Below are 21,080 nucleotides of genomic sequence, written 5' to 3' on the forward strand. Positions count from 1 at the left end.
TCAAAACTATCGATAATTCACGTTATGTCAACTATGAAGGTTGACCAAACCAATGGCCCGAATTGGCAAAAACTGACGCCCCACGAAATGCTCGCTTGGGTCGGCGTGCACGCGTCGCATTACCTTTCGAGCCAGCGCAGCCTCGCGCGCTACGTGCGTGGCTGGAACGTCGTCGACAAGATTCGCGCGCGAGGACGACGGCACATTCGCCGCCGTCCTCGCGCGCTGGCGCACGAGTTGCCGCGTATGTGGCGGTCAAGTCCGTTTAGACGACGGTGGCCGGCGCGACATTGGCGGCCGGCCCACCGCGACATTACGCATGCGCCGTAGCGCGTGCGCGCGTTGGTGTCGGTGCAGGCACCGGCGCCACTTCGGCCGCCGGCTGTGCCGGCGCAACGGTCAGGTGCAATCCCAACGCGCCGACAACCTTCATGATCGTTGCAAACTCCGCGTTCCCACCTTCCGACAGCGCACGGTAGAGTGCTTCGCGCTTTACGCCGGACTCGCGCGCCAGCGCGGTCATGCCACGCGCTTTCGCGACGTTCCCGAGCGCGGCCTGGATCAGGCGCGGATCGCCATCTTCGAACGCTTGCGCCAGGTAGTGGCGAATTGTTTCCTCGTCCTTCAGGTACTTCGAGCCGTCGAATTCGGCCAGTTCGCTGATTTTCATACTCAATCCTCCAGTTCGCCGGCGATTTGCTTCGCCGTCTTGATGTCCTTCTTCTGTGTCGACTTGTCGCCGCCGCACAACACCACGATGATGATTTTTCCGCGCCGCACGAAGTAGGCCCGGTATCCCGGCCCTACGTCGATCTTCATTTCGTTGACACCACCACCGACTGCGCGCCACTGGCCAAGGTTGCCGAGCTTCGCCCGCTCGATGCGCAGACTGATTGCCGCGCTGCCGACCGGATCGCGAAGCCCATCGAGCCAGCTATCAAATTGGGGGGGTGGTCAGGACTTTGAACATGAATGAATTGTAACCCATAGGGGACACTATAGCTACTGCCTCGTCGCCCAACTGGATCGGCCGGCCCCCGCGTCGGCGGCAACCAACCGTCAACTACTCTCCGCAGCGGTGAAGTCGCCGGGCGGCAATGGTCGGTTCGCCACGACCTTTGCTTCTGCGCGCGTCAGGCCGAGCGTCTGCAATACCATTGCCGCGGCCCGCTCGGGGAGCCGGCTTTCGTCTCCCGCCGGCTTCCTCGCTTCGCCCGCTGCCGTGTCGGCCGCGTAGCACTCCGCCGCGATCGCCGCCAGGATCGTCCCCGTCATCGCGAGCACGCTCATGAACGGATCGCCGACGACGAAGCGGCGTGCCGCGATTCCGCGCTCGCTGTCCCGCCGCAAACGCCGGCCCAGCCCGTAGTCGAGCGCACGCGCAGAAAAGCCCTCCCGCATCAGGAACCGCCCCCAGAGCCGCTCGCGGCGCGCGCGCATCAGCGTGTGACGCACGCAAACCGACACGACCTCGGCCGGATCCGACAAACCGCTCGCAAGACGCTCGAGCCCGTCCGCGAAATCGTCGAACACCCACTCGGTCAGCGCGGCGAAGATGCCGTCCTTCGATTCGAAGTGGTAGTAAAACGAGCCGAACCCCACATCCGCCGCCTCGGTGATCTCGCTGATCGCGACGTTGTCCCTGCCCTTTTCCGCCATCAGACCGAACGCCGCCCGCAGCAAGCGCATACGTGTCGCCTCCTTGCGCCGGGCACCGCGCGGTTGACGCTGTTCCGCTTCAGCCACTGACGCGTTCGGGCGACGCGGCCGGACCGGTTTGTCGTCCACGAGCGCACCTTCCCTTTCCATAAGAATTTTCTGCATGACGCAATTCTAGATTACCCGCTCATACTTGACAACATTATCAGTTATGAGTCTAATCTCGAAAATAGCAGAACCGGTTCCTGCCCAGACACTGTTCCGGACCCACGCCAGCGAGCGTCGGTGACGCGCAGGCGGCCCCGTCGGCACACTCGGCGGCCATCGTCGTTCGCAAGCCGTGTCATGTCGGCAATCGGAACGATCTGCACCTCAAACGTCGGAGTACTGATTGATCGTCATGCGCACCGTCGGCGGAGACGCCCGCGCGCCTGCATAAACCGGGGTGACCCGCCGTGGTCGCCGAACCCTTTTTAGTTTGACCCTCACTTGTCTTGGAAACATCGTGAAATCACCCGGACTTGACGCGCGGACTTCAACGCGCCCGTTTCTGACACGCATCGCGCCACCGCTTCGGCGCGCCCCGATCGCATTCGCCTGCTGTGCGATTCTTCTCGCGGCTTGCCACTCGCATGAGGCCCCGGCGCCCGAACTGCAACCGGTGGTCGCGCTGCCGGTTCATGCGGACGACGGCGCAGTGCAGCGCGTGCTGCCCGCGCAGGTTCAGGCGCGATATTCGACGCCGCTGTCGTTCCGGGTCGGCGGCAAGATCGTCGAGCGGCGCGTGCGAATCGGCGACACCGTCAAGGCCGGACAAACCCTCGCGATGCTCGATCCGGCCGATCTGCACAACACGTTGCTGAACGCGCGCGCGCAGCTCGATGCCGCCGAGCATCGCGTCGCCTATGCGAAGCAGCAACTGGATCGCGACCGCGCCCAGGCTCAGGCCAACCTGATCGCGCCCGCGCAGCTCGAGACGACGCAGGACGCGTATGCATCGGCGGTCGCGCAACGCGATTCCGCGCTCGCGCAAATGGCGCTCGCGGGCGATCACCTGCGCTACGCGACGCTGGTCGCGGATCACGACGGCGTCATCACGTCGGAGGATGCCGATACCGGGCAGAACGTCGAGCCCGGCCAGGCGGTGTTTCATCTGGACTGGAGCGGCGACCTCGACATCGTCTGCGACGTCGCGGAGCGCGATCTGCGCGATCTCGTGGTCGGCCGCACCGCGCACGTCAGCCTGACGGCACTGCCGGGCAAGGTGCTCGACGCACGCGTGCGCGAAGTCGCGGCGGCGGCTGATCCGCAAAGCCGCACCTGGCGCGTGAAGCTGACGCTGCTCGCGCCGGGGCCGGACGTCCGCTCCGGGATGACCGCCAGCATCTCGTTCGACGGCGCCGCCGACACCGCCGCGGACCACGCGATCACGCTGCCGGCCACCGCACTCTTCCATCACGGCGAAGCGCCGGCGGTCTGGGTCATTCGCAAAGGCAGCGACACGCTGGAACTGCGCGCGGTAACGGTCGGACGCTACGACGAGCGTACGGTCACGGTCACGTCTGGCCTGGCGGAAAACGAGCGCGTCGTGATGCAAGGCGTCCATACGGTGAGTACCGGCCAGCACGTGCGCGTCGTGCCGCCGCTGCATGCGGAGGACTTCGCATCATGAATGCTCCAGAACACCGGTCCTCGACGGACGGTGCGCTCGGCGCACAAACCGGTGCCGCGTCGCGCGACGACGGCCGCTTCAATCTGTCAGCATGGGCGCTGAAGCATCAGCAACTGGTGATCTTCCTGATCGGCCTCGCGACGATCTTCGGCATGATCGGCTATACGCGCCTCGCGCAATCGGAGGATCCGCCGTTTACGTTCCGAACCATGGTGATCCAGACCTATTGGCCGGGCGCCACGGCGCGCGAAGTGCAGGAACAGGTCACGGACCGGATCGGCCGCCAGCTCCAGGCCGCGCCTTACGTCGATAACATCAAGAGCTATTCGCGCCCCGGTGAGTCGATGATCTTCTTTGCGATGAAGGATTCGGCGCCGGTCGATCAGGTGCCGGAAACCTGGTATCAGGTGCGCAAGAAGGTCGGCGACATCCGGGCGACGCTGCCGAAGGGCACCGTCGGCCCGTTCTTCAACGACGAATTCGGCGACGTCTACACCAACATCTATGCGCTCGAAGGCGACGGCTACTCGCCCGCGCAACTGCACGATTACGCGGACAAGCTGCGCACCGTGCTGTTGCGTGTGCCGGGCGTCGCGAAGGTCGACTACTTCGGCGACCCCGGCCAGCACGTATTCGTCGAGATCTCGAACGCGCAACTGACGCGGCTCGCGATCACGCCGCAGCAGCTCGCACAGGCCATCGATGCGCAAAACGCCGTCGCACCGGTCGGCACGATCACGACAGCGGACGATCGCGTGTTCGTGCGGCCGAGCGGCGCGTTCAAGGACACGCAGGTGCTCGCCGACATGCTGATCACGGTGAACGGCCGGACGTTCCGGCTCGGCGACGTCGCAAAGGTCACGCGTGGCTACGACGATCCGCCCGTCACGCAGATGCGTACGAATGGTCACGCGGTGCTCGGCATCGGCGTCACGATGCAAAAAGGCGGTGACGTGATCGACCTCGGCAAGGCGCTCGACGCGAAGGCAGTCGAGCTCCGGGCCGGCTTGCCGGCCGGACTGAAACTGACCGCGATGTCGAGCATGCCGCATGCCGTCAAGCACTCGGTGGACGACTTCGTCGAAGCGGTCGGCGAAGCCGTCGCGATCGTGCTCGTCGTCAGCCTCGTGTCGCTGGGCCTGCGCACCGGCATGGTCGTCGTCATCACGATTCCGATCGTGCTCGCCGTGACGGCACTGTGCATGCACGCGTTCGGCATCGGCCTCGACAAGGTGTCGCTCGGCACGCTGGTGCTCGCGCTGGGGCTGCTGGTGGACGATGCGATCATCGCCGTCGAAATGATGGCGGTGAAGCTCGAGCAGGGTTGGAGCCGCGCGCGCGCGGCAGCCTTCGCCTACACGAGCACGGCGTTCCCGATGCTGACCGGCACGCTCGTCACGGTATCCGGCTTCCTGCCGATCGCGCTCGCGAAATCGAGCACCGGCGAATACACGCGGTCGATCTTCGAGGTGTCCGCGATCTCGCTGATCGTGTCGTGGTTCGCGGCCGTCGTGCTGGTGCCGCTGCTCGGCTACCACATGCTGCCCGAGCAGCATCACGACGCTCATGCACATGGGCAGGACGTTTATGAAACGGGCTTTTACCGGCGGCTGTCCGGATGGATCTCGGCGTGCATCGAGCGCCGCTGGGTGGTGCTGGGCGTAACGGCCGTGCTGTTCGCGATCGCGATGGCGGCATTCACGCGCGTGCCACAGCAATTTTTCCCAAACTCGGAGCGCCCCGAACTGCTGGTCGACCTGCGCCTGCCGGAAGGCGCTTCGTTCGACGCGACACTGCGTGAGGCCACGCGGCTCGAGAAGGTGCTCGACGGTCGGCCTGAAATCGATCACGTCGTCGATTTCGTCGGCACCGGTGCGCCGCGCTTCTATCTGCCGCTCGACCAGCAGCTCCAGCAGCCGAACTTCGCGCAGTTCGTGATCACGGCCAAGGACGTCGAATCGCGCAAGCGCTTGTCGCATTGGCTCGAGTCGACGCTGGCAAGCCGCTTCCCGACCGTGCGCACGCGCGTCGCGCGCCTCGAGAACGGACCGCCCGTCGGCTTTCCGATCAAGTTCCGCGTGAGCGGCGACGACATCTCGACCGTTCGCGGCATTGCCGAAAAAGTGGCGGACACGATGCGTGCCGATGCCCGCACGCGCAACGTGCAGTTCGACTGGGACGAGCCGGCGGAGCGATCGGTGTCGTTCGAAATCGATCAACTGAAGGCACGCCAGCTCGGCGTGACGTCGGAAGACGTGTCGAGTTTCCTCGCGATGACGCTGTCCGGCTATACGGTCACGCAGTATCGCGAACGCGACAAGCTGATCGACGTCGACCTGCGTGCGCCGAAGCGCGAACGGATCGACCCGTCGCAGCTCGCCGGCCTTGCGATCCCGACGCCGCACGGCCCGGTGCCGCTCGGCACGATCGGCCACGTGCGCGACACGCTCGAATACGGCGTGATCTGGGAACGCGACCGCCAGCCGACCGTCACGGTGCAGGCCGACGTTCGCGGCGAAGCGCCGAGCATCGGCGTGACGCGCGCCATCGACAGCGCCCTGGCGACGCTGCGCGCCACACTGCCGGCCGGTTACCGGATCGAGATCGGCGGTGCGGCCGAGGAGAGCATGAAGGGCCAGACGTCGATCAACGCGCAGATGCCGCTCATGATCATCGCGGTGCTGACGCTGCTGATGATCCAGCTCAAGCGCTTCTCGCGCACCTTCATCGTCGTGCTGACGGCCCCGCTCGGCCTGATCGGCGTGGTCGCGGCGCTGCTGCTGTTCGGCAAGCCGTTCGGCTTCGTCGCGCTGCTCGGCGTGATCGCGATGTTCGGGATCATCATGCGCAACTCGGTGATCCTGGTCGACCAGATCGACCAGGACATCGCGGCCGGGCAGCCACGCTTCACCGCGATCGTGGGCGCGACCGTGCGCCGCTTCCGGCCGATCATGCTGACCGCCGCCGCCGCGGTGTTCGCGCTGATTCCGCTGTTGCGTTCCGGCTTCTTCGGCCCGATGGCCACCGCGCTGATGGGCGGCATCACGATCGCGACGGTGCTGACCATCTTCTTCCTGCCGGCCCTCTATGCGACCTGCTTCAAGGTGCGCAGCGACGAATGCGAGTCGCGTGCGATGGACGTCGCGTCCTCGGAGACATGCTGATGAAATTTCCCCTGACCACCTCGGTGCTCGCCGCGAGCGCGGCGCTCTGCCTGAGCGGCTGTGCAATGGCCCCGAGCAGCACGCCGCCCGCGATTCCGTCGCCGGCGCACTACGGCGCGACGCCACAGGCGCCGCGCACCGCCGAAGCGGCAGGCGTCGCGCAGCAGTTCGACGTCGGCGCCGCGCCCGTTCCGCAATGGTGGCGCCTGTATCGGTCCGGCGCGCTCGACGCGCTGGTCGACGAAGGCCTGCGCGCGAACCCGACGCTGGCCGCGGCAGACAGGACGCTCGCCGCCGCGCAGGAGGAACTGCGTGCGCAGATCGGCGCGTCGACGCTGCCGTCGATCGACGCGAACGCGCAGGTGGCCCGCACGCGCACGCCGGACATCTCCGGCGCAGGCGCGCAAAGCCTGCGCTACAACGTCTTCGTCGGGCAACTGCAGGCGCATTACACCTTCGACCTGTTCGGCGCCACGCGATATGCGAACGAGGCGAGCGCCGCGCGCGTCGACGTGCGCGGTTGCGAGCTCGAAGCGGCAAGGCGTGCGCTGGCGGCCAACATCGTCGGCACCGCCCTCCGCGCCGCGACGCTCGACCGCCAGATCCTGCTGACGGAGCGCCTGGTCGCCGTTGCCGAGGCATCCGCGCTCGAAGACCAGCAGCGTTACGCGCTCGGCGCGGTGTCCCACGTGCAGGCGCTGGCGTCGACCCAGGGCGCGGCGTCGCTCGCCGCGACGCTGCCGCCGCTGCGACAGCAGCGTGCGAGCGCGGTTCACGCGCTGGCGATCCTGCTGGGCCGCACGCCCGACGCACCGCCGCCGGTCCCCTCCTTCACCGGACTGTCGCTGCCGGAACACGTGCCCGTGGTCGTGCCGTCCGACCTGCTGAAGGCACGGCCGGACATCCGCGCGGCCGCGGCAGCCGTGAAGGCGGCATCGGCCGACGTCGGCGAGGCGACCGCCCAGTTGTTCCCGAGCCTGTCGCTCACCGCGACGATGGGGCGCGGCGGCTTCAGCTGGCCAGCGCTGTTGTCGGGCGCGGGCGGGCTGTGGGCCGTCGGCGCCGGGCTGTCGCAGCCGATCTTCCACGGCGGTGCGCTGCTGGCTCACCGGCGGGCGTCGCGCGATGCGTACGACGCCGCGGTGCTGCAGTACAAGGCGGCGGTGCTGTCCGCATTCGGCGACGTCGCCGATTCGCTCGCCGCGCTGGACAACGACGCGCAAGGACTGGCCGCGAACGAACTCGCGGCGCGCGCGGCAGGCGAGGCCTTCCACGAAACGGCGCAACGCCGCACATTGGGTGCCGTTCCGATGTCCGCGCAACGGTCGAGCGAACAGCTCTATCTGAACGCGGAACTCGATGCGGTGCGTGCCGCGAGCCGCCGGATGACCGATACGGCGGCGCTGCTGCAGGCAATGGGCGAACTGCCGCCCGCAACTGGCACGACGGTCGCGGCCCGGCAATAGCCGCTGCTTGCGTCGATGGACCGGCCGCGCGCGTTCGGGCCGCACCGGTCCGCAATCTCGAAGCCCGATGCCCGGCGTACCGTGCATCGCGCGGCGCCGCGCCTTCATTACCCGCATGGTTGATTCCCGATGAAATCCGACAACCTGGTCGCCTGCCACGAATGCGACCTGCTGATTCAGCGTCCGCCGCGCCTGCGCGCGCTGACGGCGCACTGCCCGAGATGCCGCGCTCGCGTGAGCGGTGCGGCGCACGGCCGCCGCTCGCTCGACCGGATGTGCGCATTGACGGTCGCCGCGCTCGTGACGTGTTGCGTCGCGCAGGGATTTCCGATCGTCGCGCTCGATGCGGCCGGCATCGCGTCGCAAGCGACGCTCGGTGACGCGGTTCGCGCGCTATGGTCGAACGGTCAGCCGCTGGTGGCCGCGCTCGTGTTCTGCACGACGATGCTGTTTCCGATACTGGAGCTGGCCGCATGGCTGTACCTGCTCGTGCCGTTGCGCGCGGGCCGCGTACCGCGCCACTTCGCACAAGTGCTGCGCGGCATTCACCGATTGCGGCCGTGGAGCATGGTCGAGGTGCTGATGCTCGGCGTGCTCATCACGATCGTCAAACTGACGAGCCTCGCACACGTGCTTGCCGGGCCCGCGCTATTCGCGTTCGCCGGGCTTACCGTGATGCTCTGCCTGCTGTCGACGATCGAACCAGCCCGACTGTGGGAAGCACACGACGAACTCGTCGCACTGCGGCCAGGCGATGCCGACCGTACGAAACCGCCCCGCCCCGACACGAAGCGACATGCGGCGCCCCGGGCCGCGGAACGCAGCGGATCGGCGGGCATGACGGCCCGCGCCGCGGGATGGATCGCCTGTCACCTCTGCTCGCGCGTGCAGCCGGCACACACATGCGGCGAGCGCTGCACGCGCTGCGGATCGCCGCTGCACGCGCGCCGTCCGCACAGCATCGCGCGCACGGGCGCGCTCGTCGCTGCCGCTGCGTTGCTCTATATCCCGGCGAACCTGCTGCCCGTCATGCACGCGACTTCGCTCGGCCGGGCCGAGGACGACACGATCCTCGGCGGTGTCGCGTACTTCTGGACGTCCGGCGACTGGGCGCTCGCCGTCATCGTGTTCATCGCGAGTGTGCTCGTGCCGATGGCCAAGCTTGCGGCCCTCGCATTCCAGGCGATCGCCGCCCATCGCGGCGTGCAATGGCGGCCGCTCGAACGAGCCCGGCTGCATCGGCTGGTCGAGCGCGTGGGCCGCTGGTCGATGCTCGACGTATTTGTCGTCGCGCTCACGATCGCGCTCGTGCATTTCGGCTCACTCGCCGACATCACGCCCGGCCCCGGCGCGCTCGCGTTCGGCGCCGTGGTCGTGCTGACCATGTGCGCGTCGATGCAGTTCGATCCGCGGCTCATCTGGGACGGCGCGCCCCGCCCCGCCGCCCATCACCAACCTTGAACCGGCGCAAGCGCCCGCTTTATTTCGACTCCCAAAACGATGTCCTCTTTCGATTTTTCTCCACCCGAGATCCGGCCGCGCAGCCGCTGGATCCCGTCTCTCGTCTGGATCGTGCCGCTCGTGTGCGCGCTGATCGGGCTGTCGCTCGTGATCCGGACCGTCACCGCCAACGGTCCGACGATCACGGTCACGTTCGCCAACGCCGAGGGCCTCGAAGCCGGCAAGACCAAGGTCCGCTACAAGGACGTCGATATCGGCTCCGTCCAGACCATTACGCTCACCCCCGACTTCAAGCGCGTGGTCGTCGGCATTCAGCTGACGCACGACGCCGCGCGCTTCGCGAACCGCGACACGCGCTTCTGGGTCGTTCGACCGCGCGTCGGTGCCACCGGCATTTCCGGCCTCGGCACGCTGCTCTCCGGTGCATTCATCGGCGCGGATCTCGGCCGCTCGTCGCAGAAGCAGACCGATTTCACCGGTCTCGAGACGCCGCCCGCCGTCACCGCGGACCAGCAGGGCCGACGCTACCTGCTGCACGGCGACTCGCTGGGCTCGGTCGACATCGGCTCGCCGGTGTTCTACCGGCATGTGCAGGTCGGTCAGGTCGTGGGATTCTCGCTCGACAAGGACGGTACCGGCGTCGACGTGCAGGCGTTCGTGACGGCGCCCTACGACAAGTACGTCAGCGTCAATACGCGCTGGTGGCACGCGAGCGGCGTGGATCTTCGGCTCGATTCGAGCGGCCTGAAACTCAACACGCAGTCGCTGGCGACCGTGATCGTCGGCGGTCTCGCGTTTCAGTCGCCGCCTGGACAAGCGGACGCGCCGCAGGCAGCCGACAACACGCCGTTCCGGCTCGCACCCGACGAAGCCGACGCGATGCGCGACCCCGACGGCACGCCGCTGATGGTCATCATGCGCTTCGACCAGTCGCTGCGCGGGCTGTCGGTCGGCGCGCCGGTCGATCTGCGAGGCATCGTGCTCGGTCAGGTCACGAACATCGGGATCGAGTACAACGAACACACGCGCAACTTCAGCATGAAGGTCGCGATGGCGCTGTATCCGTCGCGACTGAGCCGACACAGCGATACGGCGCTGCCCGCGCCCGATACGGCAGGCGGCCACGAACTGCTCGAGCACCTGGTGCTCCAGGGACTGCGCGGGCAGTTGCGCACCGGCAGCCTGCTGACCGGTCAGCTCTACGTGGCGCTCGACATGTTCCCGAAGGCGCCGCACGCAAGCGTGGACGCGCGCCGCACGCCGGTGGAACTGCCGACCGTGCCCAACACGCTCGACGAGCTGCAGGTGCAGATCGCCGACATCGCGCGCAAGCTCGATCAGGTTCCGTTCGACCGGATCGGCAACAATCTGAACGGCGCGCTCGCGCATGCGAACCAGTTGTTCGGTCACCTCGATGAGCAGGTCGTGCCGCAGGCGCGCGACACGCTGGCCGCCGCGCAACGCACGTTCAGCGCGGCAGAGTCGACGTTGGGGCAGAATTCGCCGATGCAGTCGGACGTACATGAGGCGATGCAGTCGCTCACGCATACGCTGCAGTCGTTGAATGCGCTTGCGGACTATCTGGAACGTCATCCCGAATCGCTGCTGTTCGGCAAGAAGGGAGACCGCCAATGAAAGCGCGTTTGTTTGGTCGTCTCCGTATGCCGGCGCGCATCGCGACGTGCGCCGCACTCGCGGTGCTGAGCGCGTGCGCCTCGCCGCCGGTGCATTTCCATACCCTCGCGATGGCGGACGATGCGGGTGCCCAGGCCGACGCATCGCATCCTGCATGGCTGATCGACATTCAGGCCGTGCACGTCGCGGCACCGGCGGACGGCAACCGGCTCGTCGTGCAACGCGGCCCCGATCGGACCGACATCCTGGAGCAGGAGCGCTGGGCCGCCCCGCTCGGCGACGAGATGCGCGGCGGACTGTCGACGCGCGTCGCGTCCCGGCTCGGCACGATCGATGTTCATCGCATCGCCCATCCGGACGGCGCGCCCGTCTACCGGGTCGCGGTGGACGTACAGCGAATCGAATCGTGGCCGGCATCGCACGTGCTGCTCGATGCAACGTGGAGTGTGAGTTCCGGGCCCGGACAGCCGGCGCTGACGTGCCGCAGCATCGTTCGGTCCGGTGCGTCGACGGGCTACGAAGCACTCGTCGACGCGCAGCGTCGCGCGCTCGATGCGCTCGCGCTCGGGATCGCCGCGGGCATTCGCGCGGCGGCCGCGCACGCCGCGCCGCCAGCCGATTGCCGCGCGGGCGCACTCGGGCGCCCGATCGCGCCCCCCGCTGTCGATCGCGACGTGCCGGACGCGCTCGACGATTGAATCGGCGCCGTGACGACGCGACATTTCCCGCAGCGCGATGTTGCGCCGCTTCAATCATTTCCACCGCACTGACAGCACAGGATGAAAACCGCCCGCCTGACCCGCATGCAGCGCCGGCTCGACACCCGCGAACGGCTCATCGCCGCCGCTCGCGAATGCTTCATCGCGAAGGGCTTCGCCGATACGACCGTCGAGCACATCGTCGAGCGCGCTGGCTATACGCGCGGCGCGTTCTATGCGAACTTCGCGCACAAGCGCGAGCTGTTGATCGAGATCCTGCGCCGCGACCGCCCGCGATTACTGACGAAAATGCGGCCGGCAGCGCATGAGCACCGAGGCTTCTGCACCGCCGACTCCGCAGACATCGCCGCCGGCTGGGAATGTTTCCCGCTGTGGGTCGAGGTGCACCTGTACGCGCTGCGCGATGCCGGGATCCGGCAGATCGTCGACCGGTTGCACGCCGAACCGGCGCCGCCGGCTGCGGCAAGCGGTGCGGCGGACACCTCGGAGCGCATGCCATCGTCGGCCGAATGGGCGGCAGTGCTCGGCGTTGCGCTGATGCGTGCCGGTGCGTAGTACGCACGTTACGACGAGCCGACGCAAGACACCGTGATGCGCGCCGTTCGGGCGGCCGCCCGGTCCATCGATCCGGCCGTCCCGAACGAGTATCCGCACAGTGGCGGACGCCAGCCTTCCACACAGGCTGGCTGTCGAATGGGCGCCAGCCGCTTGATCCCGTTCAGAACCGATACCCGACCGACACGAAAGTCGTGATCGGATCGATCTTGATCCGCGTCGAACTGGTCACGGTTCCGACCGCGGATCGCGTACTCAGGTCGGCTTTCGTCGACAGCCACACGTAGGCGACCGACACGCCGACCGACCAGTGCGGATCGATGTTGTACGTGAGCCCGGCGTTGACGATCGGCGCAAAGGAATGGCTCAGCGCCACCGACGTGGGGCCCTCCAGGCGATTGCCGAGCGTCGGCGAATACAGGAATGCGCCGCTCGCGACCTTGTTGCTCAGCTGTACGTCCCTGAACCATACATAGGTGAGACCCGCGCCGACGTATGGCCGAAAGCGGGCCGACGGTTCGCCGAAATGATATTGCGCGAGAATCGCCGGGCTCCATGCGCGAGCCGTCCCCAGTTCGCCGAGCGACGACAGGGAGCCCGTGCCGCTCAGATGCAATTTCGGCGGAATGCCCAGGATCGTCTCGACTGCGACGTGATCCGTGACGAAATAGGTCGCCGTCAGCGCGAACGTATCGGTATCGGCCACGCTCGCGCCGCTACCCGCCACCGTGCCCGAGCGCCCGAGCGCGTTGACCGTCAGCGGCTCGCTCGAATCCTGCGGCGCCATGTGCAGCCATCCGGCGTTCATGACCCACTGACCGGCCGATTGTGCGCGGGCGCACGACATCGCCGCGATCGACAGAAGAATTGCCGCGCTCGTATGCTTCATGGTGTCTCCGATTGTTGTGATGTGCAGGATGGCGCCGCCGGGGAAACGGCGGCATGCGTCGTCGCCGGACGGAGGTCATCCGCCCGGCATGCGCGTCCAGGGTTCCGGACGAAACGGGATTCAGCGGTCTCTGAGCCGGTCGATCAACCGGACGCCCGCGCCGGCAGCCGCGCGCCTGAGCGACGCCAGCGGGCCGTCCTCGGGCGAGGGCATACCGGCGACACGCTCCGCGCCGCCGGCAAAACGCGGGAACAGGCGCAATGCGTTGCCGCGCTCGATGCCGGCGCGCGCGTCGGTATCCCAAACGGGCGACCGTTCGAGCGTGTCGCGCTGCATGGCGGTGACCGGTGCCGGCGCGAACGGGAAATCGCTGCCGAAGAGGATCTGCGTCGGCTCGACCAGTTCGCGCAATGCGGCCTGCGGATACGCGGCGGGCGACAATGCCGTGTCGAAGTGGAATCGACGAATGGTCGTGAGCACGCCGGCCGGTACCGCAGCAAGGTATTCCGGCATCAGGTTGGCCAGCGACACGCGCCACGCGACGTAAGGCAGGAATCCGCCCGCATGCGCGAGAATCCAGCGAATGTTCGGGTAACGCGCCAGCGTCCCCGTCAGCATCAGATTGACCGCCGCGCGCGTCGTGTCGCACAGGAATTCGATCAGGAATCCCGGCGCACCCAGCCCGAGCGCCTCGCTTGTCCGATGCAGGTTCGGATGCACGAACACGACGGCCTGCCGACGATCGAGTTCGGCCATCAATTCGTCGAATTCCGGCGCGCCGAGAAACTTTCCTTCCGTACTGCCGAGCAGCACGACGCCGTCCGCCTTCAGCACGTCGAGTGCATGAACGGCTTCCGCGCAGGCCAGTTCGGTAAGCGGCATCGGCAGAACCGCGAACGAACCGAAGCGGCCGGGATACGCATCGCAGAGCTGCGCCGAATATTCGTTACATTGACGTGCGAGCGTGCGTGCCTCTTCGACATCGCCGAAATACACGCCCGGCGCCGAGATCGACAGCAGTGCCGCCTGAATCCCGTTCACGTTCATCACGTCGAGCGACGCTTGCGCATGCCATTCCGGCAACGCCGCGCCGGCGACCTTCTGTATGCCATGCCTGGACATTGCGTCGCGATAGGCCGGCGGAACGAAATGATGATGGACGTCGATTCGGTGCACGATCTGCTCCGGCGCAAAACATTGATATGGATAACAAAATATTATTCAGGCGCGTCTTCGCGCAAAACGAATCGGTCGCTACGTCGTATACCCGGAAGCGGCCCGTGCGTTCGACAGATCCAGCGCAACATCGACGATCATGTCTTCCTGCCCACCCACCATGCCGCGTCGCCCCAGCTCGACGAGGATATCGACCGTGCCGAGGCCATACTTTCGGGCGGCCAGTTCGGCATGGCGCAGGAAGCTGGAGTACACCCCGGCATAACCGAGCGCGAGCGTTTCGCGGTCGACGCGCACCGGGCGATCCTGCAGCGGCCGAACGATTTCGTCCGCCGCATCCATCAGCCGGTACAGATCCGTACCGTGACGCCAACCAAGGCGCTCGGCCGCCGCGATGAATACCTCGAGCGGCGCGTTCCCCGCCCCGGCCCCCATCCCCGCCAGGCTCGCGTCGACGCGATCGCAGCCCTCCTCGACGGCGACGATCGAGTTCGCCACACCGAGACTCAGGTTGTGATGCGCGTGAATGCCCACCTCCGTTTCCGGTTTCAGCACGTCCTTGAACGCGCGGACGCGATCGCGCACGTCGTTCATGTTCATCGCTCCGCCGGAATCCACGACGTAGCAGCACGTCGCGCCATAGCTTTCCATCTGCTTCGCCTGCTCGGCGAGCCCGACGGGCGTGTGCATGTGACTCATCATCAGGAAGCCCACGGCCTCCATGCCGAGCTCACGCGCGGATTCGATGTGTTGGCGGGAAATGTCGGCTTCCGTGCAATGCGTGGCGACCCGCACGATGCGTGCGCCGGCGTCGTACGCGGCGCGCAGATCGTGCACGGTGCCGATACCGGGCAGCAGGAGCGTGGCGACCTTCGCGTGGGTGACGGCACCGGCGACCGCTTCGATCCATTCGACATCCGTATGTGCGCCGAAACCGTAGTTGAAGCTGCCGCCCTGCAGGCCGTCGCCATGCGCGACTTCGATCGAATCGACCCGCGCAGCGTCGAGCGCCATGGCGATTTGCCGCGCCTGCGCGATGCTGTACTGGTGGCGAATCGCGTGGCTGCCGTCGCGCAATGTCACGTCGGAGATGTAAATCTTCTTGTCCATGGTCGGGAATCTCACGTTGCGTCGCGCAGCATGCGGGCGGCGACCCGTTCGGCCATCGCCATGGCTGCGCTCGTCATGATGTCGAGGTTGCCGGCGTAGGCGGGCAGGTAGTGGGCGGCCCCCTCGACTTCGAGGAAGATCGAAGTCTTGAGACCCGACATGCGTTCGCCGACGCCCGGAATGCGGATTGGCCGATCGGGTTCGATGCGATCGAACTGCACGCGTTGTTTTAGGCGATAGCCCGGCACGTACGATTGCACCGCTTCCACCATCCGCAAGACGGAGGCTTCGATGCGCGCTTCGTCGGCGAAATCGCTGAGGGCGTACACCGTATCGCGCATCATGAGCGGCGGCTCGGCCGGATTGAGTACGATGATGGCCTTGCCTCTCGCGGCGCCACCGACCGTTTCGATCGCGCGCGCCGTCGTTTCGGTGAATTCGTCGATATTGGCGCGTGTACCCGGCCCTGCGCTCCTGCTCGAGATCGATGCGACGATCTCGCCGTAGTGAACGTTGGCGACCTGCGACACCGCCGCGATCATCGGGATCGTCGCCTGTCCTCCGCACGTCACCATGTTGACGTTGGGCGCATCCAGATGGCGCTCGCCGTTCACCACCGGAACGCAGTACGGGCCGATCGCCGCCGGCGTCAGGTCGACCATGCGGATGCCGGGCTTGAACGCACGCAGGAGCGCATCGTTGTACGCATGGGCCGACGCCGACGTCGCATCGAACACGATGTCGATGTCGTCGAAGCCAGGCATCCGCGCAAGCCCTTCGACGCCTTCGTGCGTCGTGGCAACACCCATCCGGGCCGCACGCCGCAGCCCGTCCGATGCCGCGTCGATGCCGACCATCGCGCCCATCTCGATGTGTTCGCCGTGCCGCAGGATCTTGATCATCAGATCCGTGCCGATGTTGCCGCTGCCGACGATACCGACCTTGAGTTTCCTGCTCATCGCGCCGCTCCTTCGCCCAGGCGGCAATGCACGCTGCCGAGCGCGCCGATCTGCGCGCGAATGACGTCCCCGCTCGCCACCGCCACCATCGGGCCCAGCGCGCCGGACAGGATCACGTCGCCCTCGCGCAGCCTCTGTCCGTGACGCGCGATCGTGCAGGCGAGCCAGTGAACCGAGCGCAACGGATGGCCGAGACAGGCGGCACCGACGCCTGTCGATACCGCTGCATCCTGTTTCGTCATCGTCATGCCCAGCTCGCCGAGTGAAAGCCGGCCGAGTGCAACAGGCTGATGACCGAGCACGTACGCGCCGCACGACGCGTTGTCGGCGACGGTGTCCTCGAGCGTGATCCGCCAATCGGCGATTGCGCTGTCGACGATCTCGAGTGCCGGCAGCGCATAGGCCAGCGATGACAGTACGCGGCCATAGCTCGGCGCGTCGTCGTCTAGGTCGCGCCCGACGACGAATGCGATCTCCGCCTCGATCTTCGGTTGCAGCAGACGATTCATCGGCACATCGTCGCCGTCGAGATACGCCATGTCGTCGAACAGCACGCCGAAGTCGGGCTGATCGACACCGAGTTGCCGCTGCACCGCGCGCGACGTCAGGCCAATTTTCCTGCCGATGATGCGCGCACCGGCAGCGGTCCGCGCCGCCGTGTTCGCTTCGGCCACCGCATACGCGGCAGCGACCCCGGCAATGCCGAACCGCTCGGCAATCGGTTCGATCGGGGTGCGCGTCTCGCGCGCACTGCGCAGCGCGTCGGCTGCGGCATGAATACGGGAGTGATCGGGTAATGGACACATGATTGACGGAATGAAATAGGCGGAATTCAGGCGGCCCTGGCGAGCGACGACGCATCGGCCGGCGTGGCTGCGCGGGTGCCGCTGCGGGTATTCGGCACACCGAGCTGGTCGCGCAGGCGCATCACGGTGCGATCGAGTTCGGTCACGGGCACGACGGCGAAGACGAACCGGTCCGGCCGCAGGATCGCCACGGCCTTGTCGCGAAACCCGGCCTTCGCGAACCACGCGATCATGTTGCCGTCGATGTCTTCGACCTCGGTCGCGCCGCCGTTGTGGTTGTCACGTTCGACGCCTTCGAGCCCTTGAGGACGCCCGCCGTACGGATAGAGCGTGACGTACCGTACCGACAACGATTGCAGTGCTTCGGCGGACGCGTCATCGAGATACCGTGCGGGGTCGACGTTCAGGCCGACGAGCGAAAACCCGCGCCCGAGCACGTCGTCCATCCGTAGCCTCGCGCCGTCGAACCGGCGCACGTCGGGTTGCGGGGCGAGCGCGCCCTCCGGGCCGTTGCGGCGCCGCCGCGGCAAGCCGACGTATGCGTTCTTTTTGTAGACGGGCGCCGGCTTGAAGCCGCCCTCCTGAAACCAGCGCTTGAGCGGCGGGATCATCCGGATGACCGCGAGCGAGGTATCGCGTACGAGCGTGCCCAGCGGATTGCGCGCCGACACGACGTTCTTGAGCAGCACGGACACGTCGATCATCGCCTTGGCATGCGCATGGCGCTCGGACTGATAGGTGTCCAGCAGCGCGTCGCCGGCGGCGCCGCGCAGCACGAGGTCGAGCTTCCATCCGAGGTTGTACGCATCGCGCACGCCGGAGCTGGCCCCCTGCCCCATGAACTGCGGCGTCATGTGTGCCGCGTCGCCCGCGAGCAGCACGCGGCCGACCCGCCATTTGGCCGCGATCAGCGCATTGAACGTATAGACGAGCTTGCGCTTGACGACGAACTGGTCCGGATCGACGAACCTGGACAGGTACGCGCGCACCGTCTCCGGCCGCTCCATGTTCTCTTTCGTTTCACCTGGCATCAGCATGAATTCGAAACGGTGGAACTTGCCGGGCTGAACGCAGCTCACGACCGGCAGCTTCGGGTCGACGACGAAATTGAAGTACGGCAGGTGGCGTAGCGCGTCGGTACCCGGCTTGCGCTCGATGTCCACGACGAGCCACGGCTCGGGAAAGCTCTTGCCGGCCATGTCGATGCCGAGCCGCGTGCGAACGATGCTGCGCCCGCCGTCCGCGCCGACCATGTACCGCGCCCGCAACGACTGCACGTCGGGATCGTCGTTCACGCTCGTGCGTGCATCCGTCGCATCGCTGAAGCGCGCTTCGCGCGTGGCCTGATGCACGATACCGACGCCGTCGGCGTCCTGCGAGAAATCGACCACTTCGCGCCCGCGCTGGATCGTGACGTTCGGATAGCGCGACAGCGTGTCCGACAGCGTCGTTTCGAGGTACGGCTGGTAGAAGAAATTGATGATCGGCCAACCGAGCGGCCGCTTGCGCGGCATGTATTGCGTGATCGGTGTGCCATCGGGGCGCACAAGCTGCACCGGCGTTTCCATCATCATCCGCGCCTGTAATTCGTCGGCTACCGCCAGATGCTGGAAGATCCGCATGCATTCGTCGTCGGTATAAACAGCGCGGGCATTACCGTAAAACACCGGCTCGCGCTCGAGCACGACGACGCGATGGCCAGCCTGGCCGAGCAAGTGCGCAAGCACGAGGCCGGTCGGTCCGAGCCCCACGATCGCGACGTCGCACGCATCGTCCTGATGCACTGCGTTCATGTTTGGTCTCCCTGGATGATGAATTCCGGATGCAGCAGCGATGCGAACGCACGCCGGGCACGGCCCAGCCGGCTGCGCAAGGTCAGGTTCTCCGGGCGATGGCCCCACAGGCTGATCCCCTGGTAGGTCGTCGTGCGCCACGCGCGCTCGTCCACCACGATCGGGTTCCAGCCCAGTTCAATCTCGAAGCCCGACGGTGTCCGAACGTAGAACGACAGCTCGCGGTCGTTCGGATGCTGGCCGATCGCATTGGCGATCGGGTATCCCATCGACCGGCATCGCAAGTAGGCCTGAGTCACGTCGTCCAGCGATACGCACTGAAGATTCAGGTGGTGGATCTGCGTGCGCAGCGGATTCATACGGATGCCGCGCGTCGACGCGGTTGCAAGCGAATGGTGGCGCTCGTTCAGTCGAAGAAACGCGAAGTCGAGATTCAGGCCGTCAATCTTGTCCTCGATCTCGTCCGACAAGCGTGCGTCGAACACCTTCTTCCAGAACGCCTGCATCGCTTCCGGCCGACGCGTCGTGATCGCGACGTGCCCCAGGCCGGATGCGCCGGTCACGAATCCGCTCGCCTTCATCTGCAATGGCGAATCGCTCAGCACCGCATCGGTGAACAGCTCGGTGCGCAGCCGCTTCGGTCCGGTGAAGTACCAGAATCGCTGCACGCCTCGCAGCGCGGCTTCATTCGCGCTGCCCTGCCGGACATCGATGCCGAGCGCGGACAGCCGCGCGAGCACGAGCTGCAACGCCGCGTCATCGGCCAGTTGCCAGCCGATCGCGGTGACGTCTTCCGCTTGCCCCTCATGAATAATCAATCGGCGCTGGTGCGCATCGATCCGACACGCAAGCACCGTGCGCAGCGGACGATCCGCATGCAGCCCGAGCCCCTCGGTGACGAATGTGCTCCATGCGTCCAGGCGGACGGACTGGATCAGCAAATAGCCGAGATGCACGCGACCGAACAAGCTGTCGGGCGCGGCCGGCGAACTGGCGATGGTAGGCATGGCGACGCGCTCCGGATCAGACGCGGCGGACGACGCGCGCGTCAACGCGGTCCTCGGCCAGAAACGCCACCACCATCGCGTTGAATTCGTCGGCGCGCTCCCACTGCACCCAGTGGCCGGTCTTGCTGAACAGGTGCACGTCGCAGTTCGGCATGCGCCGCTGCAGCGAGCGTGCGCCGCTTGGTCGATTGACCTTGTCCTCCGTTCCCCACAGCACGAGCGTCGGATTCTGTACGGCGGCCAGGCGCGGATCGCGCGTGAAATCGAGATTCCTGAAATTCGGAATACCTTTGGGCCCGAGCAACGGCGGGCTGGCGACGACCTCCGGATCGATGCTGGACTGAAAGCGCTCCTGGAGCGTCGCATCGGATACCAGGCTGCCGTCGTAGACGAGGTCGCCCCGGATGAACGCCGCGAGCTTTTGCAGTGTCGGGCCTTCGCCCTTGTAGTAGTTCAGCAGACGTTTGAGGCCGGGCGTGGGCAACGCACGCGTCGTGTCCACGCCGCCGGGCCCCATCAGCACAAGGCGTCCGACCGCGGCCGGACGCTCGATCGCCATGCGCAACGCACATGCTCCGCCGAGCGAGTTGCCGAGGATGTGTGCGCGCTCGATGCGCAACGCGTCGAGCATGCCGAGCATGCTCGACGCCAGGTCGCCGAACGGATCGCCGCGATCCAGCCCCTTCGTCGATTTGCCGTAGCCGGGCATGTCGGGTACGACGACCCGGTGGACGCATGCGAGCGCGCCGACATTGCGCGTGTAATTGGACATGCCGGAAGCACCGGGGCCGCCGCCATGGAGCATGAGCACCACCGGCCCCTCGCCTGTTTCGGTAAAGGAAATGGTCCGCGCACCGACCCGAACGGTACGTTGAATCATTGCGTGAGTCATGGACGGGGCATTCACGGCGTGGTCGCTCCAGACGGTTGATCGAACTTGCTTGGTGTTAATAATGAGATATTTGTCATCATGACAATATACTCGTTTTCACCTAACGCCTCGGAGCGC

17 protein-coding genes and 1 pseudogene are annotated in these 21,080 nt (G+C 66.5%); 7 read left to right on the plus strand and 11 right to left on the minus strand.

Going from position 1 to position 21,080, the window contains the following annotated elements; genetic code table 11:
- Window positions 1–313: 313 nt before the first annotated feature.
- The 3 genes and pseudogenes from U4Y91_RS14485 to U4Y91_RS14495 form a co-directional block, all read right to left on the minus strand.
- Window positions 314–670 (minus strand): addiction module antidote protein, encoded by a 357-nt coding sequence (locus U4Y91_RS14485; protein ID WP_321805585.1) that lies wholly within the window; start codon window positions 668–670, stop codon window positions 314–316.
- A gap of 2 nt (window positions 671–672) precedes the next feature.
- A pseudogene (locus tag U4Y91_RS14490) lies at window positions 673–970 on the minus strand (type II toxin-antitoxin system RelE/ParE family toxin).
- A gap of 89 nt (window positions 971–1,059) precedes the next feature.
- Complete coding sequence (locus U4Y91_RS14495) at window positions 1,060–1,824, minus strand: TetR/AcrR family transcriptional regulator (RefSeq protein WP_415750460.1); 765 nt, start codon at window positions 1,822–1,824, stop codon at window positions 1,060–1,062.
- A 340-nt stretch (window positions 1,825–2,164) separates the two neighbouring features.
- Here U4Y91_RS14495 and U4Y91_RS14500 point away from each other — a divergent pair, with 340 nt between their 5' ends.
- The 7 genes from U4Y91_RS14500 (at window position 2,165) to U4Y91_RS14530 (ending at window position 12,331) form a co-directional block, all read left to right on the plus strand.
- Window positions 2,165–3,331 (plus strand): efflux RND transporter periplasmic adaptor subunit, encoded by a 1,167-nt coding sequence (locus U4Y91_RS14500; protein WP_415750463.1) that lies wholly within the window; start codon window positions 2,165–2,167, stop codon window positions 3,329–3,331.
- Complete coding sequence (locus U4Y91_RS14505) at window positions 3,328–6,495, plus strand: efflux RND transporter permease subunit (RefSeq protein ID WP_321805586.1); 3,168 nt, start codon at window positions 3,328–3,330, stop codon at window positions 6,493–6,495. Before U4Y91_RS14500 ends, U4Y91_RS14505 begins: the two co-directional genes overlap by 4 nt.
- Window positions 6,495–7,961, plus strand: coding sequence for an efflux transporter outer membrane subunit (locus U4Y91_RS14510; protein WP_321805587.1), 1,467 nt, complete (start codon window positions 6,495–6,497; stop codon window positions 7,959–7,961). Before U4Y91_RS14505 ends, U4Y91_RS14510 begins: the two co-directional genes overlap by 1 nt.
- Before the next feature lie 129 nt (window positions 7,962–8,090).
- On the plus strand, window positions 8,091–9,422 hold the full coding sequence (locus U4Y91_RS14515) for a paraquat-inducible protein A (protein ID WP_321805588.1): 1,332 nt from the start codon (window positions 8,091–8,093) through the stop codon (window positions 9,420–9,422).
- 39 nt (window positions 9,423–9,461) lie between these two features.
- Complete coding sequence (locus U4Y91_RS14520) at window positions 9,462–11,057, plus strand: intermembrane transport protein PqiB (protein WP_321805589.1); 1,596 nt, start codon at window positions 9,462–9,464, stop codon at window positions 11,055–11,057.
- A complete protein-coding gene (locus tag U4Y91_RS14525; RefSeq protein ID WP_321805590.1) occupies window positions 11,054–11,755 on the plus strand; it encodes a PqiC family protein in 702 nt (233 codons plus the stop codon). The genes U4Y91_RS14520 and U4Y91_RS14525 overlap by 4 nt, the downstream gene beginning before the upstream one ends.
- A gap of 81 nt (window positions 11,756–11,836) precedes the next feature.
- The gene (locus U4Y91_RS14530) at window positions 11,837–12,331 is read left to right on the plus strand and encodes a helix-turn-helix domain-containing protein (protein WP_321805591.1); all 495 of its coding nucleotides are present in this window, start codon (window positions 11,837–11,839) and stop codon (window positions 12,329–12,331) included.
- A gap of 163 nt (window positions 12,332–12,494) precedes the next feature.
- Here the strand turns inward: U4Y91_RS14530 and U4Y91_RS14535 are convergent, their stop codons facing one another.
- From U4Y91_RS14535 to U4Y91_RS14570, 8 genes are all read right to left on the minus strand, one after another.
- The gene (locus tag U4Y91_RS14535) at window positions 12,495–13,220 is read right to left on the minus strand and encodes an OmpW/AlkL family protein (protein ID WP_124665931.1); all 726 of its coding nucleotides are present in this window, start codon (window positions 13,218–13,220) and stop codon (window positions 12,495–12,497) included.
- 120 nt (window positions 13,221–13,340) lie between these two features.
- On the minus strand, window positions 13,341–14,396 hold the full coding sequence (locus U4Y91_RS14540; protein ID WP_321805592.1) for an amidohydrolase family protein: 1,056 nt from the start codon (window positions 14,394–14,396) through the stop codon (window positions 13,341–13,343).
- 78 nt (window positions 14,397–14,474) lie between these two features.
- Window positions 14,475–15,506, minus strand: coding sequence for a 4-hydroxy-2-oxovalerate aldolase (gene dmpG, locus U4Y91_RS14545; protein ID WP_321805593.1), 1,032 nt, complete (start codon window positions 15,504–15,506; stop codon window positions 14,475–14,477).
- A gap of 11 nt (window positions 15,507–15,517) precedes the next feature.
- The gene (locus tag U4Y91_RS14550) at window positions 15,518–16,465 is read right to left on the minus strand and encodes an acetaldehyde dehydrogenase (acetylating) (RefSeq protein ID WP_321805594.1); all 948 of its coding nucleotides are present in this window, start codon (window positions 16,463–16,465) and stop codon (window positions 15,518–15,520) included.
- Entirely contained in the window at window positions 16,462–17,271 is an 810-nt protein-coding gene (locus U4Y91_RS14555; protein ID WP_321805595.1) for a 2-keto-4-pentenoate hydratase, read from the minus strand. Before U4Y91_RS14555 ends, U4Y91_RS14550 begins: the two co-directional genes overlap by 4 nt.
- Before the next feature lie 26 nt (window positions 17,272–17,297).
- The gene (locus U4Y91_RS14560; RefSeq protein WP_321805596.1) at window positions 17,298–19,064 is read right to left on the minus strand and encodes a bifunctional 3-(3-hydroxy-phenyl)propionate/3-hydroxycinnamic acid hydroxylase; all 1,767 of its coding nucleotides are present in this window, start codon (window positions 19,062–19,064) and stop codon (window positions 17,298–17,300) included.
- Window positions 19,061–20,071: a VOC family protein gene (locus tag U4Y91_RS14565; RefSeq protein ID WP_321805597.1), complete on the minus strand. Its 1,011-nt coding sequence runs from the start codon at window positions 20,069–20,071 to the stop codon at window positions 19,061–19,063. Before U4Y91_RS14565 ends, U4Y91_RS14560 begins: the two co-directional genes overlap by 4 nt.
- A gap of 16 nt (window positions 20,072–20,087) precedes the next feature.
- A complete protein-coding gene (locus tag U4Y91_RS14570) occupies window positions 20,088–20,978 on the minus strand; it encodes an alpha/beta fold hydrolase (RefSeq protein WP_321805598.1) in 891 nt (296 codons plus the stop codon).
- Between the last annotated feature and the right edge of the window lie 102 nt (window positions 20,979–21,080).

It is taken from the genome of Burkholderia sp. BCC1993 (assembly GCF_905339865.1).
Lineage (GTDB): Bacteria > Pseudomonadota > Gammaproteobacteria > Burkholderiales > Burkholderiaceae > Burkholderia.

Excerpts from the sequence above, each read along its gene's own strand:
- U4Y91_RS14485 (WP_321805585.1), bottom strand. The coding sequence starts at position 670 with ATGAAAATCAGCGAACTGGCCGAATTCGACGGCTCGAAGTACCTGAAG.
- U4Y91_RS14495 (WP_415750460.1), bottom strand. The coding sequence starts at position 1,824 with ATGCAGAAAATTCTTATGGAAAGGGAAGGTGCGCTCGTGGACGACAAA.
- U4Y91_RS14505 (WP_321805586.1), top strand. The coding sequence starts at position 3,328 with ATGAATGCTCCAGAACACCGGTCCTCGACGGACGGTGCGCTCGGCGCA.
- U4Y91_RS14510 (WP_321805587.1), top strand. The coding sequence starts at position 6,495 with ATGAAATTTCCCCTGACCACCTCGGTGCTCGCCGCGAGCGCGGCGCTC.
- U4Y91_RS14515 (WP_321805588.1), top strand. The coding sequence starts at position 8,091 with ATGAAATCCGACAACCTGGTCGCCTGCCACGAATGCGACCTGCTGATT.
- U4Y91_RS14520 (WP_321805589.1), top strand. The coding sequence starts at position 9,462 with ATGTCCTCTTTCGATTTTTCTCCACCCGAGATCCGGCCGCGCAGCCGC.
- U4Y91_RS14525 (WP_321805590.1), top strand. The coding sequence starts at position 11,054 with ATGAAAGCGCGTTTGTTTGGTCGTCTCCGTATGCCGGCGCGCATCGCG.
- U4Y91_RS14530 (WP_321805591.1), top strand. The coding sequence starts at position 11,837 with ATGAAAACCGCCCGCCTGACCCGCATGCAGCGCCGGCTCGACACCCGC.
- U4Y91_RS14535 (WP_124665931.1), bottom strand. The coding sequence starts at position 13,220 with ATGAAGCATACGAGCGCGGCAATTCTTCTGTCGATCGCGGCGATGTCG.
- dmpG (WP_321805593.1), bottom strand. The coding sequence starts at position 15,506 with ATGGACAAGAAGATTTACATCTCCGACGTGACATTGCGCGACGGCAGC.
- U4Y91_RS14550 (WP_321805594.1), bottom strand. The coding sequence starts at position 16,465 with ATGAGCAGGAAACTCAAGGTCGGTATCGTCGGCAGCGGCAACATCGGC.
- U4Y91_RS14555 (WP_321805595.1), bottom strand. The coding sequence starts at position 17,271 with ATGTGTCCATTACCCGATCACTCCCGTATTCATGCCGCAGCCGACGCG.
- U4Y91_RS14560 (WP_321805596.1), bottom strand. The coding sequence starts at position 19,064 with ATGAACGCAGTGCATCAGGACGATGCGTGCGACGTCGCGATCGTGGGG.
- U4Y91_RS14565 (WP_321805597.1), bottom strand. The coding sequence starts at position 20,071 with ATGCCTACCATCGCCAGTTCGCCGGCCGCGCCCGACAGCTTGTTCGGT.